This window comes from Arthrobacter sp. HLT1-20, assembly GCF_054510895.1.
Genome location: NZ_JBTNDR010000056.1, coordinates 1 through 15,531, shown reverse-complemented (window position 1 = coordinate 15,531; position 15,531 = coordinate 1). Strand labels below are relative to the sequence as shown.

The window sequence follows — 15,531 nt, the reverse complement described above, 5'->3', positions numbered from 1 at the left end:
GAGAAAGGAAAGGGGAAAGTAGTTCTTTGCTCTTGCGGATTTTGTCGGGGGGGTGGGGCCCCCTGTGAAAGTTTCCCCCACATCCGGGCCTAATGGGGCGCGGGGCTACTGGATTCTGGCGGACTCAAGCGCCGCGAGGCAATAGCGCCACTCCAGGCGTTCCTGCTCCAGCCTGACATGGCCACGGGCCGCCAATTCCGCCATGACGCCCAGCTCGGCAGGCAGCAGATGGGCAAAAGTGCCCACGGCGGGCTTTGGCTCGGGCACACACAAGTCCACGAACGCATCGAGGACGGGCAGATCCATCAGAACAGTGGTGACGGCCAGCCCGTAGGCCCGGAAGCGGTTCAGGATGGCGAATCCATGGCTGTCCAGGTCTCCCCAATAGACAATGTGCGCACGGCAAATCCACGGAATGGCCGCCAGCCGGTCCACGGCGTAGCCCGAACCGTGCACCACCACGGCCCCGGCCATGGGCGGCATGGCCAGCACGGACTCCAGGTTTTCAAACACAAACACGGTCCGCGGTGACACTGCAAGGGCTGCCCATGACGCAGCAGGCGCACTCACATCAGCCAATCCGCCCGGTGCCAGCCCGGGATCCAGGAAGCGAACCCGAATGGTGCCCGGCGCCGCGGCCAGCCCCAATCCCTCGGCACCAGTGGCGGCCGCGTGGAGACGCTCCACCAGCCCGCGATGCGCGCCAACCCACTTTGAATCCACCCCGCGAATGGGCAGCTGACGGACATACAGGCCGGAGCTGGGGTGCTGCCGGAGCCAGTCGAGAACACCCTCCAAGCGGGCAAAATCGGCGGCACCCAAAGCCTCGAGCGCCGCCGCGGAACGGGCAACGGCCACCGGAAAGTCCTGAACCTCGGCAGTGGGCAGTGGACCTGCAGCCGCCCACTCGATGAGTCGCGAGGCCCGCTCGCTGATCCTGCGCCAATGGGCAAGTAGCCCGCAGAAACGGGCCACGTCGGAGGGGGAGTTGAGCACCAGCCGTTCCGGCACGCTTTGGCGGCCCAGGCTGGCCCACTGCCGCCCGGCCCAGAGAACTCCCTCAACGCCGGACCACGAACCGACCCAGTCGATGGCGGCCCGGCCCTGCTTGAGCGCTTGGGCCTCCGAGGGAGGGTGCAGCGGCAGGGCAAAAACCGGTGCCGCCGAAGCAGCGTCGCTGGCCCACTGCCCAAAGTGGCGTTGGTACTTCTTGGCCGCCTGCGCACGGGCCGCTTCGAGCGTGACGGGGGAGGGGATCAAAAGAGCTGCCCGTCAGTGGCCAGTTCTTCCGGTGCCGCAACGAGTGCAGCCACTTGCTCGCCAGCCGAAGCGTTGGCAAGCTCCGGCAGGGTCCCAGGTTCCGGCGTCGTCAGCTCAACTGCTCTGTCCATCGAAGCCGAACTGTCAATCGAGACCGAACCAACGTGGGAATCCTGGAATTCCTTGCACGTCACCACGGCCATTCCGCCAATGTAGTCCTCCAGTGTTTGGAGCAGTTTCAGGGGCGTGGCGAGCACCATGTGGAAGCCGAATTCGGTGAAGATGTCCATGGCCATGCGGGTGAATTTGCTGTCGGCCTTGTCGAAGGCCTCATCCATGATGACCGTCCCGTAGGCCGGGATGTCCGAGTCCTCATCGGCCAGCTGGTAGCGCAGAGCGGCAGCCAGGCAAAAGGTGACGAGCTTTTGCCGCTGCCCGCCGGAGAGCCCGGCGCTGGAATCGTGGACGTTGACCACATGGCCGTCGGGATCTACCTCGGCGGCAGTGAACCGCACATGGAGGCGGGTGTCCAGGCACTGGTTGCGCCACGAGGCATCCGCCACCTCGCTCGAGGCTAGGCGCTCCATCATGCGGCGCATGACCTCAAACTTCGCCTCCGCCTCGCCATGTTCGGCCTCCACCCACGAGCCGGCGCTGATGGTCTGCAAATCGGCAAGAAAAGTCCGCCCGGCCTCGGTGCGGTTTTCCTTGACTGTGATCTTCAGGAAACGGCCTTCATCAAACACGGAACGGCCCAGGGAGGTGTTCACGGGGGCAATCCGTTCCCGCACCTCGGCAGGGGCGCGCCGAATCTCGTTGGCCAGCTGGGCAACGTTTTGCTGCGACTGGCGCTCCATCAGATCGAAGAAGCGGGCCTCAAAGTCCGGCAGCCGGTCCGCGCGCAAATCCGCCAACACCGCCAGGTAGCCCGCCCTGTCCTCGATGGCCGCGGTGAGATCCGCCGATTTTGACGGCCAGCGGCGATTGAAGTCACCGGCGAGCGTGGCAAAGGACGTGCGTGCCTTGTCCGCCAAGGCTGTGGCTTTTTTCTCCTCGGCGGCCAGTTGGGTTGCCACCGTCATGGCAACCTCGTTGATCCGCTCATGGGTGATGTTGCGCCGAACAGCATAGAAGCGCTGTTCCAGCGCCGTGGCAAGAGGGGCCGGTGTGGGGCGGGAAAGGTCAACGGTGGCGCTGAGTTCATCGACGACGGCGCCGATGCCGGTGAGGACGGCGGTGGCCGCGGCGGCGGCATTCAGGCACGTGCTTTCGGCCTCCTTGGCCGCAAGCACCCGCTTGTGCGCCTCCGCAGCGGCAGCCTCGGCTGCCCGGAGGTCCCCACTGGCCGCCAGCATCTGGGCCAGCCGTTCCTCCCTAGACCGGCGCAACTCCTCGGCTGCCGTGGCGTCAAGGTCCGCCCAGTCCGAATCGTGCAGAACAGCCAAGGCCTCGATCCTGCTCTTGGCAGCATCGATCTCGCCTTGGCAGGCATCGAGTTCGCGACGGTACGCGGCTTCCTCGGCCCTGGTTGCCTGGACCAGGGCCGTGAAGTGCTCGATCTTGTCTTGGTTGTCGAAGCCCAAGACCCATTGGCTGCGGTCATCCACCCGGTGGCGGTCATCTTTCTCATGCCGGGTGGCCGAACGTTTGACCTGACCGGCAAGCGTCACGCCCTGTGTGGTGTTGGCCAGCTCCGCAGGGGATTCAACGCATTCGTAGTCATAGCTGCGCGACAGCACCGAATTGAGCCAGCCGGCCATGGGGCCGGGGGCCACCTCCACCCGGTGGATAAGTGAGCGCCCGGATGCGGCCGCCCGGGGCGCCTCGGAGCGCAGCGGCACGGCTTCAAACACCAGCCGGGTGCCCAAATACAGTTCCTCCACGGCGTCGCGTACTCGCGGCAAATGCGTGGCCGGGACAAGCATGACCGTGGCCAGGGGCCGCAGCACCCGCTCAATGGCGCCGTTCCAGGCGCTGAATTCCTTCCGCACTTCCAGCAGTTCACCGGCAAACGGGAACGCCGAAACGGGCAGCCCCGCAGCCTCGGCCACCCGGGCGCGGGCCTGAATCAGCTTGTCGTCCAGATTGGACCGGCGTAGATGCAGAGACTGCAATTCTGCTTCGAGTGAGCGCACCCGCGCCGTGGAACCGGCTCGTTTCTCGTGGATGGCCAAAAGGGTTGCCTCGCGCACCGACTTGGCAGCATCGAAGTCGGCGCGTTCCGCTGCCACGGTGGCCCGCAGCTCTTGGAAGTCCTCAAAAGTGGCAGGAAAGCCAATATTGACCTCGGCCAGCCGGGCAACAAGCTCCGCCCGCCGGGTCCGGATGTTCCGCTCCTTCTCCTGGGCGATGGAGATCCATTCCCGCTGGGCCTTGAGGGCATCCCCGCCGTGCTGGTCAACCTGGCGTTGGGCCAGCGCGTGGGCATCGGCCAACTCGGCCACCTGTGCCGCGGCCACCTGGGCATTGTGCCGCGTTGAATGTACGACGGCGTCGGCACCCTTGCGTGCCTCTTGTGCCAGTCCCAGCCGCCACGCGTCCTTGAATGTTGGGAGCGCAGTGCCTTGGCTTTCCGCCTCGGCCGCTAGCGCAATGTTTCCCTCAAACAGGGCGATGGGTTCTTCGAGCAGGCCCAACTGCGTCACCTGGTTGCGGGCCTCCACCACCAAGCGGTGTGCCTCGGACAGCTCAGCAAATTGCGAGACGGCGTTTTCTGCCAGCTCAAATGTCTTGGGCTTGTCCAGCATGAAGGAGCGGAACAAGTCGTCCAGGCTGCCCAGCGATTTGGCCGATTGCGTCTTGTGCAGCAACAGCACGCCGTTTTCCCCGGAGATGCCCAAAACCCGGCAAAACTTGCTGGCAAACGCTGAATGCTTGTCAGTGATGATCAGGGCCTGCGGCCAGGCTGCCTTGATGCGCCGGGTTTCAATGCCGCTGCGCAGCTGCTCCACAAAGTCGGGCAGCGACGCCTCCTCATTCAGGAGCAGGCTCAGCTCACTGACATCCGCGCTCGTGTTGGAGCCACGGCGCAGATGGTAAAGCTTGATCAGCAGCAGGGGCTTGGCCTCGGAAAGACCATTGGAGTAGCGCAGCAGCACACCGCTGAAGGTGGCTCCGGGGCGCAGATAGTCGCTGGATACTTCACCGGTTTCCTCGTCGGCGCTGCGCCGCCACGCGCCGCGGACATAACTGACAAGGCTCCTGTCATCCCCGCGGGTTGAGGTGTCCTGGGCGGCGGCGTTGAAGTGCAGCTTGCCGCGCGGGGTCAGCACAGCGGCGATGGCATCCACGAGTGAGGATTTTCCGGAACCGGAATGCCCCGTCAGCAGGAACCCTTTGCGGGCCACGTCCACGGCGTGGTGGCCTTGGAAGGTGCCCCAATTGAGCACTTCCACATGGTCAAGGCGCCACTGGCCCGGACGCAAATTGTTGCCGCGTTTCAACCGGGTTGCCTTGGCGCTCATGCGTTCTCCCCCGCAACGTCGGTGGCCGTACCGCCCAAGGCGGCTCCGGCGTCGTCCATGTTCTCTGTCAACAGGCCCTCCGCGAGCCGGCTGTATTCGTGGCGCACCGCGGCGATCTCCTCGGGACCAAACACGAGCCGCAGCACCGGTGAAATGACAAAGCGGCCCTCGGTGGACGTGGCAGACAGCAGCCCGTACTTGACCATCTTCTGCCATGAGGTGCTAATGCGCTTGGCGAATCCGGCCGGGTCACCACCATCCTTGCCCCGATACACCTGGAGCTGGTCGGCCACCTCATCGGCACCCACAATGGCCTTGTTTCCGGTGGATTCATGGAGCAGCTGCTGGCGCAGGTGAAGTAGCAGGGCCGTGTCCAGGAACGTCAGGGTGGCCGTGCGCATGACCTTGGGGGCGTCAATGTCGGCGCCGGCATTGCGCACAAAGGCCACCTGCGCGGCGTCATCGGTGACGAGTTCTAGGAACAGATCGGACAGGCTGGCCCTGATGGCGTCCTCATCAGCCAGCAGCGCCGTCCACTGCCGCCCGTGAATGGCCGCGGACAGGTACGGGCCGCGTAGGAGCTGGACCAGGGCGCGTCTGGATGCCTCGCGGAGCGTGCCGGAATCTCCCGCCCAGAGAGCCACGGGAGCTGCCTGATCCGCAGCCTCCCCGCCAACGGCAGGCATCGCTTCTGGGTGCTCGGGTGCGGGGTTCATTCGGTGATCCTGTCGGTGAAGAGATAACGGTTTACGGTACCGTGCATGGGAGATCCCTGGGATGAGGTCCAGTTCAGGTCCTCGCGCCCCTCGAGCTTTGTGCCGTTTTCCTCCGCCAGAACAAGCAGGCCAACAACGCTGGCCACGCCTTGGCTTGCCTGGAACAAGCGCAGAACATCGGCGATGGTGGCGGCCTGGAGTTGCTCAAGAGTGGCATTGACGTTGCCGGTCAGCTCTGTCATGTCGATTTCGGAGGCGCGGGCCAGTGCTCTCAGCTCCTCAATGTTGACGGCCTCGCTTTGGTGCCGCACAATGTCCTGGGCGGACTCATAATCTGCCGGGTTGTGTGGTTTCAGCGCCGAAACTGACGTCAAGGGAACGCTCGTCAGATCGAGGGTGAGGCCGGTTTTTGCGAAGGACTTGACCGTTTGAGACGTTTCCAGGGCGTGCCGCAGTGCGGCCCGGAGGTTTTTGTTAATGAGCCGGTCTTGGACAAATTCCTGGCTTTGGACAAAGCGGCGCAGGCTGCGGCTAAACGCGGTCATGACGCCGTGAATTTCCGAGCTGCGGTCCTGCAAGGTGGGAAGTATGCGGCGCAAGGTCCGGGCCTGTGACGGGCTGAGTCTGTCCACGAACGGCCGGTCCAGGATGCCGTTGACGCTGTCCTCAAATTCCAGGCCGCGTTCCGGGTCCAGCAGCAGCGAGTAGAAACCCGTGAAACTGCGGCCCGCCTCGGACTGTTGGAGCAGATCCACCCCACGGAAGATGTCTTCAAGGACTGTTCCGCGGGAGCCTTCCTGCTCAATGAGTTGTTCACGCAGGCCCCTGTTCAACTTCTCCAGTTCGGCGCGGACGCGGGCAAAGTCGGCCGGAACTTCCTCGATCAGCGTCAGGATGTCACGGATACGCTCCAGGGCGTGTTCGGGAGAGAGGATATCCACCTCGCCGGCTACAACCCGCTCAATGTGCGCGTCCAGGCGTGCCCGCTCGTCATACAGTGCGGCAAGCCGGGTGGTTTTGTCGGGATCGGTATCCCTGGCCAATACCCGGAGCCGGTCCAAGATGGTGGCCAGCCGGGATTCCGTGACCGACGCGGACGGCTCGGCCAACTGACCCACAAAGCGGATGGCTGTTAGTGCGCCCTGGGACAGTTCAAAGGTTTCTTCCCTGGAGTCTTCGGCCGTGCGCCGGATCAGAATGCCGTCATTGCGCCAACTGGTGCAGTAGGCCTGGGCTGTCTGGGGCAAATCCAGGCCCTGGCCACGCAACTCCTCCAGGTCTTCCTCGAGGCGCTCAAACAGAACCGGGGCGAGCAGCCGGCGTTCCTCCCCACCCAAATGTTCACCTAAAAGCGCCACGGCGATGGCCGCATTGCCGCCACGGAGCATTTTCCAGGCAGGCTCGTCGGCCAGCAGGCGTTGAGTCGCCAAGACGGGGCGCAAAATAGTCACGCCATCAGCCTAGCCAGAACATGGGACAAGTCCGGCACTGTGAATGCAGCACGGAGCCGAACGTTGCGCCTGCGCACGGTTGCCGGCGGATGTGGGGCCACTTTCACAGTGGCGCCACATCCGGGCCTAACGGGGTGCGGAACTAACTGGTTTGTTCCTGCCAGCGACGCTGGGCCGCCGCGTCCAGGGCTGCTTCCACCCAGCGGCCCATGCCTGCGTAGGCCTGGGCCCTGATCTCGGCGGGGGAGAGGAACACGTCGTGGAACGCGCCGGGAATCCTGTGCAGCGTCACGTCGAGGCCCAGGTCAAGGGAGCGCTTGGCCACGGAGTCAACATTGAGGACCACATCGGCGGCCAGGGCGTTGGCGGACCACTTGGGTTGCAGATAGCTTTTGTCGGACAGCATAACCAGCACGGGTGCCTTGATGCCCAGGCCACGGGCCAGCTGCGCCTGCCCCTGGAACACGGCGTTCAAAAATGCCGGCGTTACCGGGAATCCGCGGTCCGGGCGCCACTCCGGGGAGTAGTCCCATTCGCCGTCGTACCGTTTTGACACGGCACGGGTGTAAAAACCGGGATCGATGGGCGGCAGGGGTGCCAGCGGCTTGAAGCGGCTACGCGCGGAAATGAGCGGGGCCACCACGGCCCGGCCCATTTCCGTGGCCTGAAATTCCAGCCACGGGCTGTTCAGGACCACGGCGGCTGCCGCGTCGGGGTGCCGTGCCGCCCACAAGCTCAAGGTGAGCCCGCCCGTGGAGTGGCCCAGCAGCACCAGCGGACGTTCGCGGGGGACCTGGTGCGGCGCGGGGCGTTCGCGGCCCGTTAAAGCATCAAAGGCGGCGCTGAGCCGTTGTTTGGCCTGCTCCAGGAACGCAATTTCGAAGGACTGCTCGTCGGCAGCTTCCTCCGGGGCCGGCAGGGGCAGGGCTTCTTCACTCACCGCCCGCCGCCCCATGGCCGCGAGTGCGGCGGCGATGTCGTCGTCGTACTCGGTCAGGGAAGCAACCTGGCCCGGGACAAGTCCCGGGCGCAGGCTGCGGCCGTAGTTGTGCAGATCCAGCGCGTAAAAGTTAGCGCCGGCCTGGTGCCAGAATTCGGCAAGTTCGCGCTGGAAGAAATAGTCGCTCCAGCCATGGACGTACAGGACGTCCGCCCCCGTCAGGGAGGACGGCTTCCACTCCGGGTCATCACCCACATACCGGACCAGCGTGGCCGGCGAACCGGCGGGCAGCTCGAGGGTGAGCTGTTGGAAGTTCGGGCCGAGGACATCCTGCTGCCATGAGGTCATAGCTCGATGCTAGCGGCTCCTACCAGAAACCCAGCGCAAACTCGGCGATGACCGCTGAAAGCAGGAACGACGCCGTGATGGCCACCAGACCCACGGGGACAATCTTCCAGCCAATGTTCTTGAGCAACGGAACATCCTTGCCTAGGGAGAGACCGGCCAGGGTCAGCATGACGGTGGCGATGGAGAGGAAGTCGACGGCGGAGACCAGCTCAACCAGCGGCTCGCCAGCAAAGAACCAGGGGCTGGAAATGTACGCACCAATGGTCGTGATCCAGATGATGGCGGAGATCTTGCGGGACACCTTGCCCAGGAACAAGCCCAGCAGGACTAGACCCATCAGCACGGCGTAGCCGCCAATGACGTTCCAGTGCAGGCCCTTGGCGGCCACGGACGCTGTGGCAACACCTAAAATTGTCAGCACGCTCAAGGAAACCCACAGGGGCAGCTTGACCTCGGCGGAGGACTGGGCCACCTTTTCACGGAATTCGCGGTTGACCTCGTCCTCGGCAGCTGATGCGGCACTCTGCTCAGCCGTGGGGGCCACGGCGTTCGCGGCAACGAGGGCTTCGGCGGCACGGCTCTTGCGGGTCAGCAGGCGGTAGAACTTTTCGGCCAGGGGCAGCGAAACGTACAGGCCAACGTAGACGCCCAGAATGGTGGTGATCAGGTTGGAAACGGCAGCCATGCCAAGAATGGCCTGTTCGTCGCCCGGGTACGCCTCAATGATGCTGGCTGCCGAGGCGGCCATCATGGAGCCGGATCCCACGCCGGCGCCCATGGCCAGCGCCAGCGGGCTGAAGATACCCCAGTTGGCTACGAGGGATGTCAGCAAGGTGATGAAGACGGCGCCAAAGAGCGTGCCGAAAACGTACATGGCCAGAACGCCGCGGTACTGATCGGAATCGGGACCGTACTTTTCCGAGACCATGGCAAAGGACGGTTCGCGGTCCAGGGAGAAGGTGGCGCCAACCGTTGCCTTGCCCATGCGCAGCAGCACAGCTAGGGGAAGTGCCAGCATGACTGTGCCCAGGAGGTGACCGATTTCCTGCAGCAGCAGGGCGGGGCCGGCCTTGATCAGGACGGGAAGGCTGGGACCAATGTTGAAGGCCAGGCGTGCCACCAGCAGCATGACCGCCACGCCCACCAGGGCGGAGGCAACTTTTTGCAGATCCAGGCCCAGGGGCTTGAACTTTTGCACGGAGATCAGCAGGCCGGCGATCAAGCCCCAGACCATGGGGAAGATGACAATGGAGCCGATGCCGACGTTGATCTTCGCGGAGCCGATGAACTGCACGGCCAGGGCGATGATCAGGGCAAGTAGGGCTATGGGCAGTGTTTCCTTCATCCCGACTTTGGCGGGTGCTGTGCGAGTGCTCATGCTGTGTATTCCTCGGATTGGGCCGGGCTGTAGGCGGCGGCAATGAATCGGGTGCGTTGTTCGGGGTTGCTGGCGGCGTCTGCCGTGGTCCAGGCCAAGGCCACCGCTGCCTCAAACATGACGTCGTAGGCGGCCGGGGTGTCGGCCAGGGCGGCGAAGGCGTGGGAGTGGATGGGGACGTTGGCGCCGGGGATGCTCAGCCACGGGTGCAGGCTGGGGATGACCTGGGAAATGTTGCCCATGTCGGTGGAGCCGCCACCCAGCCCGGCTGCCGGGGAGGTGTCCTTGCCGAAGAAGTCCATGGCAGATGTCCAGTGGGCTGCGAGCTCGTCGTCCTGGAGCAGAGGCTCGTAGAGGGGCTCGGTGGATTCAATGGAAAGTCCGGTACCTGTGGCCAGGGCTGCGCCCTCAAAGCAGTTCCGGACCCGGACCAGCAGGGACTCGTATTCCGGCAGCGTGAAGGCGCGGCATTCAAATTCCACCACGGCCTTTTCGGGGATGATGTTGGTGACGTGGCCGGCTTCTGCCACGTACATGGCGATGCGGTGATCGCCCGGAATCTGCTGGCGCAGCAGCCCCACGGCCACCTGGCTCAGCACGGCGGCGTCGGCGGCGTTGACGCCCAGGTGCGGTGCGGCCGCGGCGTGCGCGGCCTTGCCGGTGAACGTGGCGCGGTAGCGGCCCACGGCCTGGGCGCTGGTTCCGGCGGGGTTGTAGGTGATGCCGTCCTGGACCGGGTGCACCATGAGGGACAGGCCCACGCCGTCGAACGCGCCGTCAGCAAGCATGATGGCCTTGCCTCCGCCGTGCTCCTCAGCCGGGGTGCCGATGGCCTTGAGCGTGATGCCCAGGCTGTCGGCCAGCGGGGCCAGTGCCAGGGCTGCAGCCACGGAGGCACCGGCGATCAGGTTGTGGCCGCAGGCGTGGCCGATGCCGGGGAGGGCGTCGTATTCGATGCACAGGGCAACGGTCAGTTCGCCGCTGCCCACGGTGGCCGTGAACGCCGTCGGCAGTCCGGAGGTGCCCATCTCAACGTCGAAGCCGCCCTCGCGCAGCAGTGCGGCGATTGCTGCCGAGGCGCGGACCTCCTCGAAGGAGACCTCCGGGTTGGCGTGGATGTCGCGGGCCAGGACGTGGACTTTTTCACGCCAATGGTCGACGCCGGACGCCAGCTCGGCGTGGACGCCGGCTGCTGCGGCGGTGATGTTGCTCAGGTTCATGGTGGAGTTTCCTTGGGTGGGGCGGGAGGGGAGTTACGGTGTTGGGCCCACGCCGGCGAGGGCCCCGCCGCGAGCTTGCGAACGGTGGGAGTCGGTGGGGCTAGTCCAGGTGGATGTCCAGGTCTTTCCACAGTTGTTGGGAGCGGCGGATGGTCTCCCGGCTGCGCTCCGGGTGGGCGGCCTGCATGCCGGCGAGCAGGCCGTAGACCACGGAGGTGGTGGCCGTGACGGATTGGAAGAAGGCGATGCCTTCGGAGGGGACAATCAGCAGGTGCTTGGAGATGGCGGTCAGCCGGCCACGGCGCATGTCGCTGATGGCGATGATGGTGGCCCCGGCACGGTGTGCGGACTCGGCGGCGGCGATCATCTGGCCGATGGAGCGCCAAATGTTGATGACCACCATGACGTCGCCCGGGCCCAGGGAGTTGGTGCTGGTGACCAGGTGCACGCCCGCGCGGCTTTCCACGCTGATGCGATACCCCATGGTGGCACCCAGGTGGGCCATGACGCCTGCCGGTGCCGCGTAGGAGCCGTGGCCCACCACCAGGATCGATTTCGCCGCGGCCAGCGTGGCGATGGTGGCCTCAACCTCGGCGGGTTCATTGCTGTCCAGGGTCAGGCGGAGGTTTTCAATGTCCCTGGTCAGGGCGGCGCGCAGGGGGCTGCTGTGCTCGCCGTGCTGGACCAAGGTGTCCTCGGTGGAGATTTTCACCAGGTACCGTGAGCGCAACTCGCGTTGCAGGTCCGGCCAGCCCGCAAATCCCAGGGCCTGGGCGGAGCGAACCACAGTGGAGTTGTTGACCTGGGCGCGGGCGGCGATCTCTGCAATCTCGGCGTAGGAAGCCAGCTGTGGATTGCGCATGATGACATCCGCAACACGGCTCTGCGCCTTGGGGAGGGAGGTGCCGGCCATGATGTCATCGAGCCAATCAACGCCCGGCCCGGTGGGGTCCATGCGGGCGTGCGGGGCATTTGCGTCGGGGCCCGCTGCTGGGTTTGGCAACGTGGCGTCAGGCACATTCGCTGGCTGATCTGTTAGGTGGGTCACTCTGCAATTATGATTGCAGAAATTTAGATTTGCAATCCCAATTGCCAAATGTCCATTTTTGGGCACTTTCCGCGAACGTGCCTGACGTGGCGTGCAGCGGGGAAACTCCGGGCGCACGCAAGTCGACGCCGGCACATGGGGCGTGCCGGCGTCGAACGTTGGACGGGGTTGGGAAGCGGGTGGGGCCTACGGCTGGGGTTCGAGCATGAGGCGCCGGTTCTGCGCAAACGCCTCCGCCGTGTGCTCGTCGAAGGCGGCACAGTGGCCGCCCACCAAGGCTTCAACAGCCGCCTCGATGCGGGGTGTTTCCGCGGCCTGACCGGCCTGGATCTGCCCGGCGGGACCCACCACAATGTAGCCCCACTCGTACAGGGCGTCGCAGCCCAGCGCGCAGGTCAGCATGGCATTGGACGCGTAGTCCATGCGCTCTTCGTCGTTGCATTCGGGCCGGGGTTTGATGTGGCCGGCAATGAGCAGCCTGGCCGGGTACTGTTCCCCGCACAGCGCGCACGGGGCGGTCAGCCGTCCGCGCAACAGGTTCTTGCGCAGATGGGCCTGTTCCAGGCGGATGGTGGTCAGGGTCTTTTCGTCCGGCTCATCGGCCCCCCACACACTGCCGGGCAGGCCGCGCAGGCTCGTTGCAGAGGATTGCGGGGCCGTGACACCAGCCTCGGCCAGAAGCTCCTGGCCCTCCTCGGCGGAGAGGGCGGAAATGTAGCGATGGGCAGGTTTGCCGGCTGCGTTGAAGGGCCCGGGTCCGCCGTCGGCCGTAATGTCGGCTGCGCGTTCACGGTGCAACTGCAGGTTCTTGGCCAGGGGGTGGGTGCGCACCAACCAGCCCTGGTCCGGTTCCTCGAGATGCTGCTCATAGCCTGCGGGACGCGGACTGTCCTGCCACGCCTCCGTGACCACGCTGATGGCCCGCACATAGGGGCCGAAGTAGTTGAAAACCACGTCACCCTTGCGAAGCTCCTTGATGATTTCCCGCTCCGCATCCCCGTCGGGGATCGGGCAACTCCAGAGGGTGCCCTCGTCGATGGCTGACTCATAGTTGCGGCCGTGGCTGACCCACCAGTAATTCATGCGCGTAACTCCTAGCGTCATTGTTGCGGCATTCGGCGTTCCGTTTCAGCCTAACCCCTATGGCGTCCGGGTGGGCAGAAAGAGCAGCTCATGGCAGAATTGGGGATGGCCCGGGTGCAGACGGGTCCAGTGATAATACAGCCGGCCGGCCCGGTCTCCCTGGGGAGACGCCAGCATGAGCGAACCACTTAGCTACAGAAATTTGAGACTTCATCATGTCCTCGCTGCAAAGCAATGCTTCGGCAACCCCACTTTCCGCTGGCGCCCGCGCCACACCCTCCTTCGCCGCCGTCGGAAGTCCCTACTTTGGGATCCTGCTGGCGTGCATGGCAGTGATTGTTATTCTCTCCAACATTGGCGCCTCCAAGGGGGTGCAATTTGGTCCCATCATCACCGACGGCGGGTTCTTCCTGTTCCCGTTTGCCTACATTCTGGGGGATGTGATCAGTGAGATTTACGGCTTCAAGGTCAATCGCAAGGCCATTCTGACCACGTTTGCGCTGTCTATTTTCGCGTCGCTTTGCTACTGGGTCATCATCGCGCTGCCCGGCTTCACCGACGACTATGGCGTGGCCAAGCAACAGGCCCTGCAGGATGCCCTAGGCCCCGTGCCGCAAATTGTGCTGGCCAGTCTGCTGGCGTTCCTGGCCGGCCAGACCGTCAACTCCTTGATCATGGTGCGCCTGAAGGCCCGTCACGGTGAGCGCAAGCTCTGGGTTCGGCTCATGGGCTCCAGCGGCGCCGGCGAATTCTTGGACACGCTCATCTTCTGCGCCGTGGCCGCGCCCGTGATCGGCATCGTGGGCTTTGGCATGTTCGCCAACTACGTGGTGGTCGGCTTCCTCTACAAGGTGGGTGTGCAGTACGCGCTGATCCCCGTCACCTCGGCGGCGATCGGCTGGTTCAAGCGACACGAACCGACGTACTCAGCGTAGGATTTCGCCGAGTCAGACGTTGCGCAACGGCGTTCTCGCAGCGCTCGGTCTGACTCGGCGAAGGGCCTACCGGTTCGGGTAGTAGCGGCGCAGTGTCTCGGCCTTGAACGCGAAGAAGGTGCCGTCCTCGATCGCGAGGCGGGCGTCGTCGACCATCTTCACCACAAAGCGCTCGTTGTGGATGGAGATCAGCGTTGCCGAGACCATCTCCTTGGCCTTGTACAGGTGGTGGATGTAGGCGCGCGTGTAGTTCTCGCAGGTGTAGCAGTCGCACTCGTCTGACAAGGGCGTGAAATCGCGCTTGTACTTGGCGCCGGAGAGGTTGAAGCGGCCGTCAGGGGTGTAGAACGCCGAGGTGCGGGCCACCCGGGTGGGCGAGACGCAGTCAAAGGTGTCGGCGCCGTTTTCAATGGCCGTGAAAATGTCGTCCGGTTCGGAGATGCCCAGCAGGTGCCGCGGCTTGTTCTCCGGCAGTTCCTCGGAGCACCAGCGCACAATGGTGCCCAAGTTTTCCTTCTCCAGCGCCCCGCCAATGCCGTAGCCGTCAAAGTTCATCTGGCCCAGATCGTGGGAGGCCTTGCGGCGCAGGTCCTCATACTGGGCGCCCTGAATCACGCCAAACAGGGCCTGGTACGGCTTGCCCACGCGCTCCTCGGTGAGGCTGAAGTGCTCGGCAATGCAGCGCAGCGCCCACAACCGCGTCCGTTCCAGGGACATCTCCTGGTAGCCGCGCGAGTTCAGCAGCGTGGTCAGCTCGTCAAAGGCAAACATGATGTCCGCGCCGATCTGGTGCTGGACCTGCATCGACACCTCGGGGGTGAAGCGGTGCATGTCCCCGTTCAGGTGCGACTTGAACCAGACGCCGTCATCGTCAATGTGCGCCAGGCGCTCCTTGCCCACGGCCACCGAATCGTCGGCACCGGCCTGGGGGGACGACGCCACGGCGTCCATGTTGATGACCTTCTTGAAGCCGGAGCCAAGGCTCATGACCTGGAATCCGCCGCTGTCGGTGAAGGTGGGGCCCTGCCAGTTCATGAACTTGCCCAGCCCGCCGGCAGCATCCAGGATGTCCGCGCCCGGCTGCAGGTACAGGTGGTACGCGTTGGAGAGTAGCGCCTGGGCGCCCAGCTCCGTCATGGACTCCGGCAGCACCGATTTCACGGTTGCCTTGGTGCCCACCGCAATGAAGGCGGGTGTCTTGATGGTGCCGTGTGGAGTGGTGATGACGCCCGTGCGGCCTTGGAACGCCCCGCCGTTGTGCTCGATCGCCTCAGGCGACGGCGTGCACGTCTCGTTCAGCCGCGTGGTGACTTCAAAGCCAAATTCACTTTGCGACGCCGGACGGGCTGGGACGGTGCCGGGTGCGCCTGTGGGATCGGGCGCAAGGAAATTCGTGAGCGTTTCAGGGGAGGACATGGTTCCATTTTGCCAGTCTTTGCCGGCGGCCCGGGCCGAAGGTGTCCAACGCAACCCCAAACGCTATCGCGGCAATGGTCATTTTTTGCCGGACCCTCTCGCAGCAATGGTCAACTTTTGCGAAACGTTATCGCAGCCGGTGCGATAGCGTCCGCGAAAATCCAGCCATTGCTGCGATAGACAATATGAGGTGAGGGTGGTTGGGTTTCGTGCCCGTCCGCCGTTGGTGAGGGCCGGGACGTGCTATGTCATAGCGTCCGTGGGTTGCCAGT

11 protein-coding genes are annotated in these 15,531 nt (G+C 64.6%); 1 reads left to right on the top strand and 10 read right to left on the bottom strand.

Annotated elements, in window-relative coordinates:
* Positions 1-105: 105 nt before the first annotated feature.
* From ACX80Q_RS18105 to ACX80Q_RS18065, 9 genes are all read right to left on the bottom strand, one after another.
* Complete coding sequence (locus ACX80Q_RS18105; protein WP_459331931.1) at positions 106-1,260, bottom strand: DUF3322 domain-containing protein; 1,155 nt, start codon at positions 1,258-1,260, stop codon at positions 106-108.
* Positions 1,257-4,724, bottom strand: a complete 3,468-nt coding sequence (locus ACX80Q_RS18100) for an ATP-binding protein (RefSeq protein ID WP_459331930.1) — start codon at positions 4,722-4,724, stop codon at positions 1,257-1,259. The genes ACX80Q_RS18105 and ACX80Q_RS18100 overlap by 4 nt, the downstream gene beginning before the upstream one ends.
* Positions 4,721-5,440, bottom strand: a complete 720-nt coding sequence (locus tag ACX80Q_RS18095) for a DUF4194 domain-containing protein (RefSeq protein WP_459331929.1) — start codon at positions 5,438-5,440, stop codon at positions 4,721-4,723. The genes ACX80Q_RS18100 and ACX80Q_RS18095 overlap by 4 nt, the downstream gene beginning before the upstream one ends.
* Positions 5,437-6,891: a DUF3375 domain-containing protein gene (locus ACX80Q_RS18090; RefSeq protein WP_459331928.1), complete on the bottom strand. Its 1,455-nt coding sequence runs from the start codon at positions 6,889-6,891 to the stop codon at positions 5,437-5,439. Before ACX80Q_RS18090 ends, ACX80Q_RS18095 begins: the two co-directional genes overlap by 4 nt.
* A 142-nt stretch (positions 6,892-7,033) precedes the next feature.
* Entirely contained in the window at positions 7,034-8,179 is a 1,146-nt protein-coding gene (locus ACX80Q_RS18085; RefSeq protein ID WP_459331927.1) for an alpha/beta hydrolase, read from the bottom strand.
* 19 nt (positions 8,180-8,198) lie between these two features.
* Positions 8,199-9,557, bottom strand: coding sequence for a DUF3100 domain-containing protein (locus ACX80Q_RS18080; protein ID WP_459331926.1), 1,359 nt, complete (start codon positions 9,555-9,557; stop codon positions 8,199-8,201).
* Positions 9,554-10,777, bottom strand: coding sequence for an amidohydrolase (locus ACX80Q_RS18075; RefSeq protein ID WP_459331925.1), 1,224 nt, complete (start codon positions 10,775-10,777; stop codon positions 9,554-9,556). Before ACX80Q_RS18075 ends, ACX80Q_RS18080 begins: the two co-directional genes overlap by 4 nt.
* Positions 10,778-10,877: 100 nt before the next feature.
* Positions 10,878-11,732 carry a MurR/RpiR family transcriptional regulator gene (locus ACX80Q_RS18070; protein ID WP_459331932.1) on the bottom strand — a complete coding sequence of 285 codons (855 nt, stop codon included), beginning with the start codon at positions 11,730-11,732 and terminating at the stop codon, positions 10,878-10,880.
* A 279-nt stretch (positions 11,733-12,011) separates the two neighbouring features.
* A complete protein-coding gene (locus tag ACX80Q_RS18065) occupies positions 12,012-12,908 on the bottom strand; it encodes a hypothetical protein (RefSeq protein WP_459331924.1) in 897 nt (298 codons plus the stop codon).
* Between the two features lie 215 nt (positions 12,909-13,123).
* Between ACX80Q_RS18065 and ACX80Q_RS18060 the strand changes: the two genes are divergently transcribed.
* A complete protein-coding gene (locus ACX80Q_RS18060; RefSeq protein ID WP_459331923.1) occupies positions 13,124-13,843 on the top strand; it encodes a queuosine precursor transporter in 720 nt (239 codons plus the stop codon).
* A gap of 66 nt (positions 13,844-13,909) precedes the next feature.
* Here the strand turns inward: ACX80Q_RS18060 and tgt are convergent, their stop codons facing one another.
* Positions 13,910-15,259, bottom strand: coding sequence for a tRNA guanosine(34) transglycosylase Tgt (tgt, locus tag ACX80Q_RS18055; RefSeq protein WP_459331922.1), 1,350 nt, complete (start codon positions 15,257-15,259; stop codon positions 13,910-13,912).
* Positions 15,260-15,531: the final 272 nt, after the last annotated feature.